This window comes from Francisella adeliensis (assembly GCF_003290445.1).
GTDB classification, from domain to species: Bacteria; Pseudomonadota; Gammaproteobacteria; order Francisellales; family Francisellaceae; genus Francisella; species Francisella adeliensis.
Window position 1 is genome coordinate 1712266 of sequence record NZ_CP021781.1, and the last position, 14315, is coordinate 1726580.

Consider the following 14315-nt stretch of genomic DNA (forward strand, 5'->3'; position numbering starts at 1 on the left):
ATAAATTCTTCGTATATATAATATATTAATACAGGCGATTTATAATGCTGAAAAAATCTCTACTATTACTGGCTCCGTTATCAATAATAGCACTAGCCCTTTCAAGTTGTGGTCAAACGGGAGATCTCTACCTACCTAAGAAAGAGGTAGTTAGCTCAGGCTCAACTATTGCTGCTTCTGGCTCGACAATTGCTAAAAAAGACACTGTGAAAGTCGATAACGACCCTACTTCACCAGTAAGAAGTAGTGATCCACAAGCCACAGAATTAATCGATTCTGGCGATGGTTCTGGCTTCCAACAGAACATAATGAACTCAGCAGGAGCTGGTGGCCCTCCAGTTTAAAAACTACATTTACCAAAAAAAAGATCCATCTACTCATCTTATCTGAATTTAAGCATTTACTTTTTGGCTTAAAAGTACTAAAATTGTCGAGATATTCTTAAAATGATAATAATGATTATGCCCAAAGGAGGGTTCTAAAAAATGTCTAAAGTATGTATGGTTACAGGCAAAAGGCCTGCTACAGGAAACAATGTATCTCACGCTATGAACAAAACTAGAAGAAGATTTCTACCAAATCTTCACACTCATAGATTTTGGGTTGAAAGCGAGAACAAATATATTAAATTAAAAGTTAGTGCTAAAGGCATGAGAATTATTGACAAAAAAGGTATTGATTCAGTTTTAACTGAAATTCGTGCTAATGGTCATAAAGTATAAAATATTTAATAAAGGATAAATACAATGAGAGAAAAAATCAGATTAGTTTCTTCTGCTAAAACAGGTCACTTCTACACTACTACAAAAAATAAAAGAGAAATGCCTGGGAAAATGGAAATCAAAAAGTTTGATCCTGTAGTGCGTAAGCATGTGATGTATAAGGAAGCTAAAATCAAATAGGATTCTTCTAACCCTCAACTAGGAAACCTTCTCATGAAACAAGCTTTTCATTTTAAAGGTGGTAATTATACTATAAGTGCAATTAGTATAAATGTTACTGAGCTTACTCAGATTGAAAGTCTACTTCACTCTAAAGTTACTCAGTCAAAGTCTTTTTTCCAAAACACTCCTTTTGCTATTGATATTCGAGAAATAGATCAAGATGAAAACTGCGACCTAGCTTTTGTTGAAAAAGTACATGGATGTTTTAAATCTAACGGTATGATTCCAGTTGGGTTTGTTGTTTCAAATCAAGAATTAAAAACACAAATTGCTAAAGCAGGCTATAACATCCTGAAAAACACTAAAATAAAAGATAGCTCCTCGGATTCAGAAACCGAGGCTACTTCTACAAAAATTATAAACTCACCAGTAAGAACTGGGCAGTCTATTACCGCTAGAGACAGCGATGTAATCATTACTGCAAATGTAAATAATGGTGCAGAGATAATAGCTGATGGTAGTGTTATCGTTTACGGTAGAATTGGCGGTAGGGTTATAGCCGGTAGTTCAGGAAATACAGATGCAAAAATCATCTGTAAGGACCTAAAAGCTGAACTTGTTTCTATCGCAGGAAAATATGTAACATTAAATAATGAAAGTATTCCGGTTGATGAAAGATACAAAGATGGATACATTGTCTATCTTAATAATGATAAGCTTCATATTGAAGGTTTTTAAAAAAATTTAAAGTCAGGGTTAAAAAATGAGTGAAGAAAAAAAACAAGGTAAAGTATTTGTAGTAACATCTGGTAAAGGTGGTGTTGGTAAAACAACCTCAAGTGCTGCAATTGCTTACGCATTTGCTAATAGAGGAATGAAAACTGTTGTTATCGATTTTGATGTGGGTTTAAGAAACCTAGATCTTATAATGGGTTGTGAAAGAAGAGTTGTTTACGATTTGGTAAATGTAGTAAAAGAAGAAGCTACTATTAATCAGGCAATCATAAAAGATAAGAGAGTTGATAACCTATACATAATACCAGCATCTCAGACAAGAGATAAAGATGCTTTAAATGAGGAAGGTGTTGATAGAGTTATTAATGAGTTAAAGAACTCGTTTGATATAATTCTTTGCGATTCACCAGCAGGTATTGAAAAAGGCTCTTTAATGGCTATGAGATGCGCTGATGCTGCGATAATTGTTACTAACCCAGAAGTATCTTCTGTAAGAGATTCAGATAGAATTTTAGGCATGCTAGGAAGTAAAACACTTAAAGCTCAAAAAGATGGTGAATTTAAAGAAGTCTATTTATTATTAAACAGATATGATTCAGCTAGAGCAAAAGCTGGTGCAATGCTAAAAGCTGAAGATGTTGAAGAGATTCTTTATACTAAAATAGTTGGGATTATTCCTGAATCTAGAGAGATTTTAGAGGCATCAAACAGCGGACATCCAGTAACTCACTTTGCAGACACAACAGCTTCAAAAGCATATTTTGATGCAGTGGATAGAATACTTGGAAAAGATATTCCAATGAGACATACTGAACAAAAGACTAGCTTCTTTAAAAAATTAATGGGTAAATAAATTATGTTTGCAAAACTTTTTGGACTAGATAAAAAACAAAAGAGTGCTTCCTTAGCAAAAGAAAGACTTCAAATTATTGTTGCTCACCAAAGAAATGAGTTACAGCCAAAATCAGCTAGAATCAGCAGTCACCTACTAGCTGAACTTAAAGATGAAATAATTGAAGTTGTAAAAAAATATGTTGCGTTATCTGAACAAAATATTCGAGATATTGATCTTAAGGTTGAGGATAGTAGTAAAAACTCGACTATAGAAGTTAACATTCCTTTTAACTAATCATCTTTATGAACTATATCAACTTTGATGATGTTTCTTTTTTCAGAGGTGATAACTGCATCTACGACCATACATCTTTTTGGATTCCCAAAGGTAAAATAACCACCATACTAGGACCTTCGGGGGCTGGTAAAACAACTATCCTTCAACTAATTTCAGGTCTTATAAAACCCTCTAGTGGCTCAATAAAGGTTGGTGAAACACTAATAGGTAAAAACACTAAAGAAAAAAACCTTGCTACACTACGCAAAAATATGGGGTTTTTATTCCAGTCTGGCGCCCTATTTACACATTTGAGTGTGTACGATAACATAGCCTTTCCTTTACGCAAAAATACTAAACTCAATGAAGAACTCATTAAAACTATAGTTTTAATGAAATTACAAGCTGTTGGGCTAGCACACACCATAGATATGATGCCAAGTGAACTTTCAGGTGGTATGGCAAGGCGTATAGCCTTAGCTCGATCTATAGCTCTTGATCCGAAGATTATGCTATATGATGAACCTTTTACAGGCCAAGATCCAACATCCTTCAAAAATCTACTATCTTTAATTTCAACTCTAAATAAATCATTAAAGATGACCTCTATTATAGTTTCTCATGATATTGAAGAATCTTTAGAGCTTTCTGACCACATAGTAATATCAGCAAATAAAAAAATAATAGCTAGTGATACTCCAGAAAATATTCGCAACAGCTCAAATCCTGAAGTACAGGATTTTCTTCATGGAAAATCTAAAGTTGATTGTTCTTCAAACAATGATAATGATTTATTCATCAATACACTTCTAGGAAATTAGATTATATGAATATCTTTTCTAATATCTTTATTTTTTTATTAAACCTAATATATAGCTCCATAAGATCGACTCTTTTAATCTGGCATATTATTATTTCAAAATTTGATTTTAGAGACTGTATCACTCAAATAAAAGCTGTTGGTGTAAACTCATTAGTTATTATAATTACATCTGGTGTTTTTATAGGATTAGTTCTTAGTTTACAAGGGTATTACACTCTTTCTAAATTTGGAGCTCAATCATTGCTTGGAGTTATGGTAGCTTTAAGTGTACTACGTGAATTAGGGCCTGTTGTTACGGCTATGCTTTTTGCCGGTCGTGCTTGTAGCTCAATCACATCTGAAATTGGCTTAATGAAGGCTACAGACCAAATCAACAGCCTAAAAATGATGAATGTAAACCCAATTAGCTTTATCCTAAGTACACGATTTTGGGCATGCATGATAAGTCTACCGATTTTAGTTCTGATATTTTGTTCTGTTTCTATTGTAGCTTCATTTATATTAGCAAAAGCAGGTCTAGGCGTTGGTTTTGGTGAATTTTGGAGTAATATCCAAGCATCTGTGACAGCTTCTGATATTATTAATGGAATTATAAAAAGCCTAGTGTTTGGGTTTTTAATATCTTGGATAGCTCTTTATCAAGGATATTACTGTATTGCAAACTCAAACGGTATTGCTAAATCCACAACAAAGACTGTTGTTTATTGTTGTATGAGTGTGTTAGGTGCAGACTTAATCTTGACCTCAATTATGTTTGGAGGAGGAATATAATGAGAAATAAATATTTTGAAACGTCTGTTGGTATTTTTATAATACTTGGAGTTTTATGTCTAGCTTTTCTAACTTTTAAGGTTAGTGGTGGTTCACTTAAATCACTTTCAAGTACTGACTACACGATCCAAGCACAATTTAAAAATGTAGGATCATTACGCACAAATGCTTCAGTTAAGATATCTGGAGTTGAAGTTGGTAGAGTAACAAACATATCATTAGATAAAACTTATAATGGCTTTATGGCTGTTGTTGATATAACGATAAATAATGATGAAAAAATACCTGCAAACTATTCAGCTAGCATATCAATGGCTGGAATTCTTGGGGATAACTACATATCTCTTAGTCCTCCTAAAGAAGATATTATGGCAGTAGCTGGTCTTGATGATGAGAGTAATTCTAACTCTAGTGATGAATATCTACACCAAGGAAGTATTATCGCACTTGAAAATACAGAATCGGCTTTAGACCTTGGCTCACTTATTGACACTTTTGTCGCAAATAAAGATAATGACGATAGCAAAAAGAGCTAACACATTATCCTTTTAATATTCGATATTTTATATTAGAATTTAATATCTATATCAAAATAATAATAAGTAAAAAATATGTTTCGCAAATTAGTAGCCTTATTTACAATACTTACTCTTGGTATTTCATCTGCTTGGGCAATTGAAAACCCTGTTAACATGCTTAATAATACAATAGTAAAAACACAAGATGATCTAATAAAAAACGCTACTGAATATTCTAAAGACCCATACAAGCTTTTAGCATTAGTAGATCAAAAAATTATTCCTATTGTAAGCCCTAAAGTGATTGCTCAATTAATAGTGGGTACAAAAAAATGGAAAGCTGCTTCTGCAGATGATCAAAAAGCCTTCATAACATCTGCAACTGAGATGCTTACTTTCATGTATGCTAAAAATGTTGCTTACGCAGGTAAATACAAAATGACACTATTTGATTTTGATAAAGATAATAATAGCTGGCAGAAAAAACCAATAATTGTTGTAAATGGTAAAATCACAAATATAGATAATAATAAGAGTTCTGACTTCTCTATTAAGATGTTTAAAAAGAATCATAAATGGCACATCTATGATTTTGATGTAGCTGGTGTCAGTATTTTAAGAACATATAAAGAACAGTTCAAATCTTATGCAAGCGTGTCTGATATGATAAAAGCTGCTAATAAAGTAACTACTCGTATTAAAAAGAAAAACTATCCAAAATTATTAGATAAAGACTACAAACTTAAAAACCTCAATGACTAATATCAGCAATAATACTTGGCATATATCTGAAGATTTAAACTCTACAACTGTACCAAACATAATAAAGAGTTATAATAAATCTCTTCCAGATCAAGACTGGAGTATTGATTTATCTAAATGTAAACACATAGATAGTTCAGGTTTAGCCTTATTAGTCAAATACTTTAAATATGCTAAAGCAAACAATATAAAGCTTAGAGTTGTAGGACTGAATAAAGAATCTTTATTATTGGCTAAAGTGCATGGTATTAGTGAACTACTATTATTAACTGAAGTTACACAATAAAAACAATTTATTAAAAGGATATTTTAATGACTAAAGAACAACTAAAAGAAATTCTCGAAAACTCACTCAATAACTGTAATGCTGTTGTTGAAAGTGATGATAATGTACATTTCTCAGCTACAATCATTGCAGAAGAGTTTAACGAGATAAAAAGCAAAGTTAAAAGACAACAGTTAGTTTACTCTAAAATAAATGACTATATATTATCAGGTGAGCTTCATGCAATAGCTATGAAGACTATTGCCAAAAACGAAATTTAAAATCACCCTATCTAATCTTTCTCCATAAATAGTGTTAGCAAAAATGCTATAAAAAATAACGCTGGGATAATACAAACTACAACACTTTTAGTAACACCTAAATCAAGAAAAACACCAATCACAAGTTGTACAGTTGCTCCACCGATAATCCCACATAAGTTTACAAAAGCAAATACTGCAGATACAACTGTTTTGTGAGAATATTTATGTACATAAGAGAAACTCAAAATATGTGAAGATTGGCTAGCTCCTATACCTAATGAAAGTATACACAACAAAACTACAGGGATAGAGATATACAAATACAGAACACTAGAAACAACACCTAATAAAGCTCCTATAGAAAGCAATGTCCTAATTGCAACATAATTAGTCATCAAGCCCCATAATGGTGCTGTAATAGCTATCCCTATAAAAATCAAGGAATTACCCGCTAGTGATGCATAAAACTCCGAATAACCAAGAGAAGCTAAAAACTCTCTGCCCCATAAATCACAAAGAGCAAAAGTAGCTCCCATAGTCGCTGCACAGAAAAGTCCATTACTAACGATTCCTCGTGAATGAATCGCTTTTAAAATATCTTTGAAGATAATATTTTCACGCGATAGCTTTTTTTTGGACCTGTTATCATACACAATAAGCATTGTAATAATCAAAATAAGAACCCCAACTAAAGAAAAGCAAAAATAAATAAATTGCCAATTACTCTCTGTAACTATCATAGCTAAGGGCATACCTGATAACGACCCTCCAAGATAACCAACAAAATTTGTTAAGCCTGCCAATAACGCAAACTTTTTAACAGAAAACCATTGGACTGCTAAAGTTATTGCACATAAAAAACCAAAGGCTCCACAAACCCCCATTAAGATTCTTGCCACCATTAAGGCTACAAAGTTATTGTTTAGGCTAAATAATAATGTACTAATAACTGCTGCCGATATTGCTATTGGAAGCATCTTTCTAACACCATATTTATCTATAAGTATACCCGCTGGAATCTGTAATAAAATGTATGTGAAATAAAATGCTGAACTTAAACTTGCAAGCTGTGTATTATTTAAAGAAAGTTGTGAAGAGAAAACTTCAGAAACTGATCCCATCGAAGATTTTAGCATTATTTCAAATGCATAAAAGGCGGTAGCCACTCCCCACATTAATATAGGAATGCGGAGAAGTTTAATCATACAAGGATCCTAAAATTTTACTAGGAATAACTAGTTTTGTTCTTCTAATGTCTTGATTGCTTCTGGAGCATTATCAGCATCACCAGGTAAGTCTGCAGCTGCATTTTCTATTTGAGTATTGATATTTTTAGACTCATCAATTGTAGCTTTATCAGCATTTTCATCTAAATTAGATAAATCTATTGCATCACTATCATTAGAGTAATCTGTATCAAAAGATTCGTCAACCTGAGAAGCTTTATTTATAGTAGCAAGCTTAGTTTTAAGCATTACCGGAGGCTCAGAAGATGTAACCTTACGATTTGAAGCTACTTGATTCTCTGCATCAGAACTATCAAGACCAAGAACACCAAGTACAGCTTTATCGGTTTCGATAGAGTCATCATCCTGAGCTAGCTCTTGCTTAAGAACTTTAGCCATACCATAATCATAATTTTGCAAATAAGCATTTCTCATAGCAACATATGGATCAATAGAAACTTCGTTTAAGTTATTATATGCAGGTAAGTACGCTACTCCTTGGTTTACATAATATGTACCTGTAATACCCACACTCACACCCCAAGATACTACAGCACCAACAGGCGCAAAGAAGAACACATAAGTAAGAGGGTTAAACATAGCATCAACACCCATAGATACATCTTCAAGAGTTCCTGGGCCAGCTAATGGCCATACAACATAAGGAGAAGCTTCATTATCATCGTAAGCACCCCATTTATGTAGCGTGACAGCAAAACTTTGATGATATCTCATTTCTTTATGCAACATACTATCTGCTGGATCAAAATATCCCAAAAGACCAACCGTAGTATTTGTTAAAAACCTTACACTATCATCTCCTGCATAACCCCATTCACCTTGGAACATATCATTTATGATACGACCAGGCTCTCTAAGGTTATTCATAATGTTAAAGATTCCACTCTGTACAGAATCAGGTACCACATTATCGTAACCATGTGCTAAGGGCGTAAGTGTTTCATATGCTGAGTCGTTGAATGCATACATCTTCCTATTGTAATTTTCAAAAGGGTCTCTATTATCTTTAGTAGTTTTCATGCTCGAACAACTAGCTAAAGTAGTAGCTGCAAGTGTTAGTAAAACCATCGACTTATTGTTAAACTTCATAGGTGCAATATCTCATATATTTATGTTAAAAAAAAATAACCAGTCAATTATAGTAAATTAAATCATAAAACTCTAATAAAAATTTTCTTAGCTTAAATATCTTTGATATTATTTATCTCAATATAACATATTTAAAGTAATAAACTATGAACAACATAGACAGTAATGAAGTTGATAAATTCTCAAAACTAGCAAATACTTGGTGGGATGAAAGTGGTGAGCTCAAAACTCTTCATCAAGTAAATCCTCTTCGATTGGAATTTATAAAAAAACATACTCAACTGAATAATAAAAAAATCATCGATATTGGTTGTGGTGGAGGTATCTTGACAGAATCACTTTTCACACAAGATAATAAAACTTCCGGACTAGATGCTTCTTTTGAGGCTATTGAGGTTGCTAAAAAGCATGCTCAAGCAAACAATCTAAATATTAAATACACTAATTCAACTATTGAAGACTTTGTAGTTAACCAATCTAAAAGTTTTGACATTATTACTTGTATGGAAATGCTTGAGCATGTACCAGACCCAGAGAGCATAATTGCATCAATCAGCAAAATCATCAAAGATGATGGCTATTTTTTTGCTTCAACCTTAAATAGAAACCTCAAGTCTTACTTACTTTCTATAGTTGCCGCTGAGCATATTTTAAAAATGGTACCAAAAGGTACTCATGAATATGCGAAGTTCATAAAACCTTACGAGCTAATCAAAACTGCAGAGAAATATGGCTTTAAAGCCATAGATATGACAGGCGTTCACTACAACCCATTAAATGATAAATTCAGGCTTGGTAGTAATGCTGACGTAAACTACATAATAGCATTTAAAAAGGTTTAATCTTTATGCAATATAACCACTTCAATCACCCTACTCAAAAGTTGCCAAATTATGGGAGTATTCCTTATTTTGCATATAGAAAATTAGCTGATGATAAAAAAGAGATACTCTATCTCTTAGACCAGTTAAAATCACAAATAATTTCTTGCACAGAGTTATATAATAATATCGAAGTAGCTAATGAAAAAATGAACTGGTGGCTAAAAGAGTTAAATAACCTCAAATCGAACAAAACAATATCATCACCTCAGTTAAAGAAATTAGAAAGTGCTTTTAATAACAATACTCTTTATGATTACCTAATAGAAGATGTTAGCCACTCTATAGAAAACAGTAGCAATACTAAAAGAAACTTTATAGCACATATACATAAAAACTTCATTGGAATAGAAACGCTTAAAGCGCTATATCTAAATAATTTTGATGATATTGATAAACAACAAATAGCTCAAATAAATGCAAATAATGAAATAGTTCGCCATATCTTTTGTATGCCTAAACATTTTTATAACCATATTATTTTTGATGAAAAAATATCTCCATCTATGACAAAAGAGGACTTTAAAGGTATTACACAAAGATGGCTGAAATCTTTCTCAACAGTTAAAGCTAATAAAAGCCTAAACCCTCTTTTAAAAACAAATGCTATTCATAAAAAAATGGCTAAAAAACTAATCAAAGAGATAGATAACCCTTTTAAAGAAACGATAAGTTTTAGTCCACTCAACCTATTATTCTACTCGATTTAAAAGCTCGTGAGGTTATTTAATGCAGTCAAAAATAACTTACTTTTTATAATTATTATATTGACTCTATAAGCCAATCCGAATTTAATTCGAGCAAAAATTCAAGCCTAGATATCAGCAATTATGATACTCTCTATAATTAATACACAGCAGGAACCTCCTCCTAAAAACCCCTACCAAGTCAATATGCAAGGTCTAAGTGGTGCTTGGTTATTATGGTGGATTGAGTAAAAGTATCACTTTTTAACTCGACTAAAACAATTAGTAATTTCAATTAGTAACAAAGATCTATTTAATAATACCAAGTATTAATTAACAAAATTTAATTATTTGGCAACATAGTCTCAACTATTATTTGCTAATATTGTAAAGTAGCAAAAAACCATATTAAATGAGTTAAATAATGTTTGAAAAGTCTATTCAAAAAAATCTTCTAAATTCACTCAAAAACATAGTATATGGTGAGATATACCTAACAACTCCAAAAGGTGAAACTTTTCACCAAAAAGGCTCAAAACCTGGTGAAATAGTTGATTTAAAACTAAAAGATTGGCGTACAGTAGTAAACCTAAAATTTAAATCTGACATAGGTTTTGCTGCCGACTATCGAGATGGATATTGGGAAACATCAGATCTAAAAGCTTTAATCAGATTTGGAATAGATAATGAAGAAGCTTTTGGTCAATATATGAAACCAAATATTTTCTACAAGATGCTTCAAAAACTCAATTATCTTACAAAAAGAAATAGTATAGAACAGAGTAAAAAAAACATCTATGAGCATTATGATTTAGGTAATGATTTCTATGGTTTATGGCTTGATAAAACTATGACTTATTCTTCTGCTTTATACAAGAATCAGAACGAGTCACTCGAACAAGCTCAAATAAACAAATACAACAATATTTTAAAAACATTTGATAAGAAAGACGGCTCTGTACTAGAAGTTGGATGTGGTTGGGGTGGTTTTGCTGAAGTTGCTACAGAACATGGCTATTCTGTTAAGGGTATAACACTATCAACAGAACAACATGACTATGCTGTAGAAAGACTTGCTGGCAAAGATGCTTCTATCGTAATAGAGGATTATCGTATCCAAGAAGGTTTATATGACTATATAGTTTCAATTGAAATGATAGAAGCTGTAGGTAGAAAGTACTGGAATACTTACTTTTCAAAACTTAAATCACTTTTGAAAAAAGATGGCAAAATTGTAATTCAAAGTATTTTGATTGATGATGCAATTTTTGATGAATATGCTGCTGGTACAGATATGATTAGAACATTTATCTTCCCAGGTGGCTTCTTACCAAGTCTAAATCAAATCGATATCGAGCTTAAAAAAGTTGGCTTAAAATGTGTTAATAAAGAATCATTTGGTAAAGATTATGCCAAGACCTTAGATATTTGGGATAACAATTTTATAGCTAAAGAAAATGAGCTTATAAAGCTTGGATTCGATAAACGCTTCCAAAGAATGTGGAGATTTTACCTAACATCATGTAGTGCTGCCTTTGATCACGGTAGAATTGATGTTGCACAGTTGGAGATAACTCATGCTTAGAAAATTAGTGGTGCTATTTTTTATAACCCTACCGATACTAAGCTTTGCTGATGAACCTACTTTAAATAAAAACACAAGGTCACTGAGCGGAGTCGAAGTGCCGAAAATCAGCTTACAAGAAATAAAAACTCAAGAATCCAAACGCGTTGGTAAAGTTGAATTCAGAAAATGGTTTTTCCATATTTATAACGCTGAACTTTACACTGAAAATGGTAAATTTAGTTGGGATAAGCCTTTTTTACTTAAAATTCATTATTTATTGAGTTTTAAATCAAGAGTTATTACTAATCGCACTATCCGTGAGATTGCGGAACAACATCCTGAGGCTGTTCGAAAAAATAAAAAGAAATATAAACAAATGATAGCCTCTGTAATACCTGATATTAAAAAGAACAGTAATCTTTACGGATACATGGATAAAGATGGCTATGGGTACATTTTTACCGACCAAAATCTTGTTGGTAAAATAAATGACAAACAATTATCAAAATATTTTTTTGAAATATGGTTAAGTGACAACACAGCAAACCACCAATTATCAACAAAATTGAGGGGATTATCATAATGAATATAAAATTTAAATTTTTGAAAAAATTAGGAGTAATAATAATGGCTTTAGGATTATTTGGTTGTTCAGCTGACATTTCACAATATAAAGGTACCACACCTAAACTAGTATTGGAGGACTATCTACAGGGTCATATAAAAGGTTCCGGGATGATTCAAAATTATAAAAACATGGTTATCAAAAAGTTTGACTTTAGTGGTGATGCTAGCTGGAAAGATGACATTTGTACTTTTGATGAGCATATGGTTTATGATGATGGAACTAAGGATCATCGTATCTGGACTATCAAAAAAATCCGTGACGGATATTATGAGGGTACAACTGGAGATGTAATTGGGATAGCTAAAATTCATATCGAAGGTAATGCTATGAACTGGAAGTATCAAATGAATGTTCCTGTTGGGGATAAAAAATATAAGATTTCATTCGATGACTGGATGTACCTGATGGATGATGGCTCACTAATAAACAAAAACACCTTTAAAAAATTTGGTCTTAAAGTAGGTTCGCTTACACTAATGATGCACAAAGAAAATAAGGAATAATATGCAAAACTTTGTAGATAAAACTATTTGGGTAATTGGTGCAACAGATGGAATTGGCAGAGCTTTTGTTGAGAGGCTTGATAGCTCAATAAAAACAAACTTTATTCTTTCTGCTCGCTCTAAAGATAAACTCGAGCAAATAGCTGACAACCTTAAAAATAAATCAACAATTTTAGATTTTGATGTTGCTGATTATCAAGGTTTTAAAGAAAAATCTGCTACAGCTCTTAATCTCAACCCTGACTATATTATCTATCTTCCTGCATTTTATGAGCCATCTTTAATATCTGAAATTACTGCAGAAAATCTACAAAAAACGATTGATACAAATCTTACTGCTGTTTTTTATCTTTTTGAATTTATGCTACCTTACCTTAAAAAACACCCCTCTACTCAACTAGCAGTCACTGCAAGTGTTGCTGGATATATTGGTCTTCCTAGGTCACAACCCTATGCAGCAACTAAAGCTGGTGTTATCAACCTAGTTGAAAGTGCAAAGGCTGAAAACCCAGAGCTTGACATCCGCCTAATAAACCCAAGTTTTGTAAAAACAAAACTTACAGACAAAAATAATTTCAGAATGCCTGCAATACTAGAAGCAAAAGATGCTGCTGATACTATAATAAAAGGTTTAAACTCTAATAGTTTTGAAATACACTTTGCCAAAAAATTTACGCTAACACTAAAGTTGATAGCTAGTTTACCCTATAAATTATATTTTAAAATCGCAAAAAAAATGATGTGAGAAAATAATGAAAGATATAAAAATTGATTTAGCGTTTATAGGTTTTGCAATACTACACCTTGTATGTATTAGTGCATTTTTTATCACTTGGAACATAACTGCTGTTATCGTATTCTTAGTAACTTTTTCAATGAGAACTTTTGCTTTAACTGCAGGGTATCATCGTTACTTTGCTCACAAATCATTCCAAACCTCTCGTGCATTTCAGTTTATACTAGCTCTTGTAGGCTCTTGGGCATCACAAAATGGTCCTTTATGGTGGTCAGGACATCATAGATACCACCATATCCATTCTGATAAAGAAACTGATCTTCACACACCAAAAAATGGCTTTTTACAAGCTCATTTTGGCTGGGTTTTTGTCCCTAAGAATGAAAATGTCGACCCTAAATTCACTAAAGATTGGGTAAAATACCCTGAACTTGTATGGATAGATAAATATAGTCATCTCTCTTTTGTAGCATACCTTATAGGCCTTTTTGCTTTAGGTAGTTTAATTGCAACAATGTTTCCATCATTAAATACTTCAGGGCTTACATTTGTTTTATGCGGAGGTATCTTTAGTACAGTACTTTTATACCATACTACTTTTAGCGTAAACTCTTTTTGCCATATTTTTGGTAAAAAAGACTATAAAACTACAGATAACAGTCGAAATAACTGGTTCGTAGCTCTTATAACATTTGGTGAAGGTTGGCATAACAATCATCATAAATTTGCCTACTCTGTAAGAAATAACATAAATTTTTGGCAGATTGATATTACTTATATGATTTTATGTATTTTGAGAAAACTTAGAATTGTTTGGGACTTTAAAGAACCTAAACAGCATTGAAG

21 protein-coding genes are annotated in these 14315 nt (G+C 32.2%); 19 read left to right on the plus strand and 2 right to left on the minus strand.

What is annotated here, in order from left to right:
• Nucleotides 1–44: 44 nt before the first annotated feature.
• The 12 genes from lptM to CDH04_RS08285 all read left to right on the plus strand — a co-directional run bounded on the left by lptM (nucleotide 45) and on the right by CDH04_RS08285 (nucleotide 6150).
• Nucleotides 45–344, plus strand: coding sequence for an LPS translocon maturation chaperone LptM (gene lptM / locus CDH04_RS08230; RefSeq protein WP_200164491.1), 300 nt, complete (start codon nucleotides 45–47; stop codon nucleotides 342–344).
• Between the two features lie 141 nt (nucleotides 345–485).
• Nucleotides 486–722, plus strand: coding sequence for a 50S ribosomal protein L28 (gene rpmB / locus CDH04_RS08235; protein ID WP_112870558.1), 237 nt, complete (start codon nucleotides 486–488; stop codon nucleotides 720–722).
• A gap of 24 nt (nucleotides 723–746) precedes the next feature.
• Nucleotides 747–902, plus strand: a complete 156-nt coding sequence (rpmG, locus tag CDH04_RS08240) for a 50S ribosomal protein L33 (RefSeq protein WP_040009078.1) — start codon at nucleotides 747–749, stop codon at nucleotides 900–902.
• Nucleotides 903–935: 33 nt separating this feature from the next.
• Nucleotides 936–1622, plus strand: coding sequence for a septum site-determining protein MinC (gene minC / locus CDH04_RS08245; protein ID WP_112870559.1), 687 nt, complete (start codon nucleotides 936–938; stop codon nucleotides 1620–1622).
• Between the two features lie 25 nt (nucleotides 1623–1647).
• Complete coding sequence (gene minD, locus CDH04_RS08250) at nucleotides 1648–2472, plus strand: septum site-determining protein MinD (RefSeq protein WP_112870560.1); 825 nt, start codon at nucleotides 1648–1650, stop codon at nucleotides 2470–2472.
• A gap of 3 nt (nucleotides 2473–2475) precedes the next feature.
• Complete coding sequence (gene minE / locus CDH04_RS08255; RefSeq protein WP_112870561.1) at nucleotides 2476–2748, plus strand: cell division topological specificity factor MinE; 273 nt, start codon at nucleotides 2476–2478, stop codon at nucleotides 2746–2748.
• A gap of 8 nt (nucleotides 2749–2756) precedes the next feature.
• On the plus strand, nucleotides 2757–3551 hold the full coding sequence (locus tag CDH04_RS08260) for an ABC transporter ATP-binding protein (protein ID WP_112870562.1): 795 nt from the start codon (nucleotides 2757–2759) through the stop codon (nucleotides 3549–3551).
• Between the two features lie 5 nt (nucleotides 3552–3556).
• Nucleotides 3557–4324: an MlaE family lipid ABC transporter permease subunit gene (locus tag CDH04_RS08265; RefSeq protein ID WP_112870563.1), complete on the plus strand. Its 768-nt coding sequence runs from the start codon at nucleotides 3557–3559 to the stop codon at nucleotides 4322–4324.
• Complete coding sequence (gene mlaD / locus CDH04_RS08270) at nucleotides 4324–4860, plus strand: outer membrane lipid asymmetry maintenance protein MlaD (RefSeq protein ID WP_112870564.1); 537 nt, start codon at nucleotides 4324–4326, stop codon at nucleotides 4858–4860. The genes CDH04_RS08265 and mlaD overlap by 1 nt, the downstream gene beginning before the upstream one ends.
• Before the next feature lie 75 nt (nucleotides 4861–4935).
• On the plus strand, nucleotides 4936–5604 hold the full coding sequence (locus tag CDH04_RS08275; protein ID WP_112870565.1) for an MlaC/ttg2D family ABC transporter substrate-binding protein: 669 nt from the start codon (nucleotides 4936–4938) through the stop codon (nucleotides 5602–5604).
• Nucleotides 5597–5890: an STAS domain-containing protein gene (locus CDH04_RS08280; protein WP_112870566.1), complete on the plus strand. Its 294-nt coding sequence runs from the start codon at nucleotides 5597–5599 to the stop codon at nucleotides 5888–5890. The genes CDH04_RS08275 and CDH04_RS08280 overlap by 8 nt, the downstream gene beginning before the upstream one ends.
• Before the next feature lie 26 nt (nucleotides 5891–5916).
• On the plus strand, nucleotides 5917–6150 hold the full coding sequence (locus CDH04_RS08285; RefSeq protein WP_112870567.1) for a BolA family protein: 234 nt from the start codon (nucleotides 5917–5919) through the stop codon (nucleotides 6148–6150).
• Nucleotides 6151–6161: 11 nt separating this feature from the next.
• Here the strand turns inward: CDH04_RS08285 and CDH04_RS08290 are convergent, their stop codons facing one another.
• Together CDH04_RS08290 and CDH04_RS08295 are read right to left on the minus strand one after the other, a co-directional pair.
• Nucleotides 6162–7337, minus strand: coding sequence for an MFS transporter (locus CDH04_RS08290; RefSeq protein WP_112870568.1), 1176 nt, complete (start codon nucleotides 7335–7337; stop codon nucleotides 6162–6164).
• Nucleotides 7338–7367: 30 nt separating this feature from the next.
• Nucleotides 7368–8468 (minus strand): MlaA family lipoprotein, encoded by a 1101-nt coding sequence (locus tag CDH04_RS08295; protein ID WP_112870569.1) that lies wholly within the window; start codon nucleotides 8466–8468, stop codon nucleotides 7368–7370.
• Nucleotides 8469–8614: 146 nt separating this feature from the next.
• On the opposite strand from CDH04_RS08295, the gene ubiG reads away from it, so the two are divergent.
• The 7 genes from ubiG to CDH04_RS08330 all read left to right on the plus strand — a co-directional run bounded on the left by ubiG (nucleotide 8615) and on the right by CDH04_RS08330 (nucleotide 14313).
• Nucleotides 8615–9310 carry a bifunctional 2-polyprenyl-6-hydroxyphenol methylase/3-demethylubiquinol 3-O-methyltransferase UbiG gene (ubiG, locus tag CDH04_RS08300; protein WP_112870570.1) on the plus strand — a complete coding sequence of 232 codons (696 nt, stop codon included), beginning with the start codon at nucleotides 8615–8617 and terminating at the stop codon, nucleotides 9308–9310.
• Between the two features lie 5 nt (nucleotides 9311–9315).
• Nucleotides 9316–10059 (plus strand): hypothetical protein, encoded by a 744-nt coding sequence (locus tag CDH04_RS08305; protein WP_112870571.1) that lies wholly within the window; start codon nucleotides 9316–9318, stop codon nucleotides 10057–10059.
• Nucleotides 10060–10459: 400 nt separating this feature from the next.
• A complete protein-coding gene (locus CDH04_RS08310) occupies nucleotides 10460–11620 on the plus strand; it encodes an SAM-dependent methyltransferase (protein WP_112870572.1) in 1161 nt (386 codons plus the stop codon).
• Nucleotides 11613–12185 (plus strand): chalcone isomerase family protein, encoded by a 573-nt coding sequence (locus tag CDH04_RS08315; RefSeq protein ID WP_112870573.1) that lies wholly within the window; start codon nucleotides 11613–11615, stop codon nucleotides 12183–12185. The genes CDH04_RS08310 and CDH04_RS08315 overlap by 8 nt, the downstream gene beginning before the upstream one ends.
• A gap of 44 nt (nucleotides 12186–12229) precedes the next feature.
• Nucleotides 12230–12733: a DUF3833 domain-containing protein gene (locus CDH04_RS08320; protein WP_112870936.1), complete on the plus strand. Its 504-nt coding sequence runs from the start codon at nucleotides 12230–12232 to the stop codon at nucleotides 12731–12733.
• 1 nt (nucleotide 12734) lies between these two features.
• Nucleotides 12735–13478 (plus strand): SDR family NAD(P)-dependent oxidoreductase, encoded by a 744-nt coding sequence (locus tag CDH04_RS08325; protein WP_112870574.1) that lies wholly within the window; start codon nucleotides 12735–12737, stop codon nucleotides 13476–13478.
• Between the two features lie 7 nt (nucleotides 13479–13485).
• Nucleotides 13486–14313 (plus strand): acyl-CoA desaturase, encoded by an 828-nt coding sequence (locus tag CDH04_RS08330; protein WP_112870575.1) that lies wholly within the window; start codon nucleotides 13486–13488, stop codon nucleotides 14311–14313.
• Nucleotides 14314–14315: the final 2 nt, after the last annotated feature.

Coding starts and splice junctions, on each gene's coding strand:
- lptM (WP_200164491.1), top strand. CDS start 45: ATGCTGAAAAAATCTCTACTATTACTGGCTCCGTTATCAATAATAGCA.
- rpmB (WP_112870558.1), top strand. CDS start 486: ATGTCTAAAGTATGTATGGTTACAGGCAAAAGGCCTGCTACAGGAAAC.
- rpmG (WP_040009078.1), top strand. CDS start 747: ATGAGAGAAAAAATCAGATTAGTTTCTTCTGCTAAAACAGGTCACTTC.
- minC (WP_112870559.1), top strand. CDS start 936: ATGAAACAAGCTTTTCATTTTAAAGGTGGTAATTATACTATAAGTGCA.
- minD (WP_112870560.1), top strand. CDS start 1,648: ATGAGTGAAGAAAAAAAACAAGGTAAAGTATTTGTAGTAACATCTGGT.
- minE (WP_112870561.1), top strand. CDS start 2,476: ATGTTTGCAAAACTTTTTGGACTAGATAAAAAACAAAAGAGTGCTTCC.
- CDH04_RS08260 (WP_112870562.1), top strand. CDS start 2,757: ATGAACTATATCAACTTTGATGATGTTTCTTTTTTCAGAGGTGATAAC.
- CDH04_RS08265 (WP_112870563.1), top strand. CDS start 3,557: ATGAATATCTTTTCTAATATCTTTATTTTTTTATTAAACCTAATATAT.
- mlaD (WP_112870564.1), top strand. CDS start 4,324: ATGAGAAATAAATATTTTGAAACGTCTGTTGGTATTTTTATAATACTT.
- CDH04_RS08275 (WP_112870565.1), top strand. CDS start 4,936: ATGTTTCGCAAATTAGTAGCCTTATTTACAATACTTACTCTTGGTATT.
- CDH04_RS08280 (WP_112870566.1), top strand. CDS start 5,597: ATGACTAATATCAGCAATAATACTTGGCATATATCTGAAGATTTAAAC.
- CDH04_RS08285 (WP_112870567.1), top strand. CDS start 5,917: ATGACTAAAGAACAACTAAAAGAAATTCTCGAAAACTCACTCAATAAC.
- CDH04_RS08290 (WP_112870568.1), bottom strand. CDS start 7,337: ATGATTAAACTTCTCCGCATTCCTATATTAATGTGGGGAGTGGCTACC.
- CDH04_RS08295 (WP_112870569.1), bottom strand. CDS start 8,468: ATGAAGTTTAACAATAAGTCGATGGTTTTACTAACACTTGCAGCTACT.
- ubiG (WP_112870570.1), top strand. CDS start 8,615: ATGAACAACATAGACAGTAATGAAGTTGATAAATTCTCAAAACTAGCA.
- CDH04_RS08305 (WP_112870571.1), top strand. CDS start 9,316: ATGCAATATAACCACTTCAATCACCCTACTCAAAAGTTGCCAAATTAT.
- CDH04_RS08310 (WP_112870572.1), top strand. CDS start 10,460: ATGTTTGAAAAGTCTATTCAAAAAAATCTTCTAAATTCACTCAAAAAC.
- CDH04_RS08315 (WP_112870573.1), top strand. CDS start 11,613: ATGCTTAGAAAATTAGTGGTGCTATTTTTTATAACCCTACCGATACTA.
- CDH04_RS08320 (WP_112870936.1), top strand. CDS start 12,230: ATGGCTTTAGGATTATTTGGTTGTTCAGCTGACATTTCACAATATAAA.
- CDH04_RS08325 (WP_112870574.1), top strand. CDS start 12,735: ATGCAAAACTTTGTAGATAAAACTATTTGGGTAATTGGTGCAACAGAT.
- CDH04_RS08330 (WP_112870575.1), top strand. CDS start 13,486: ATGAAAGATATAAAAATTGATTTAGCGTTTATAGGTTTTGCAATACTA.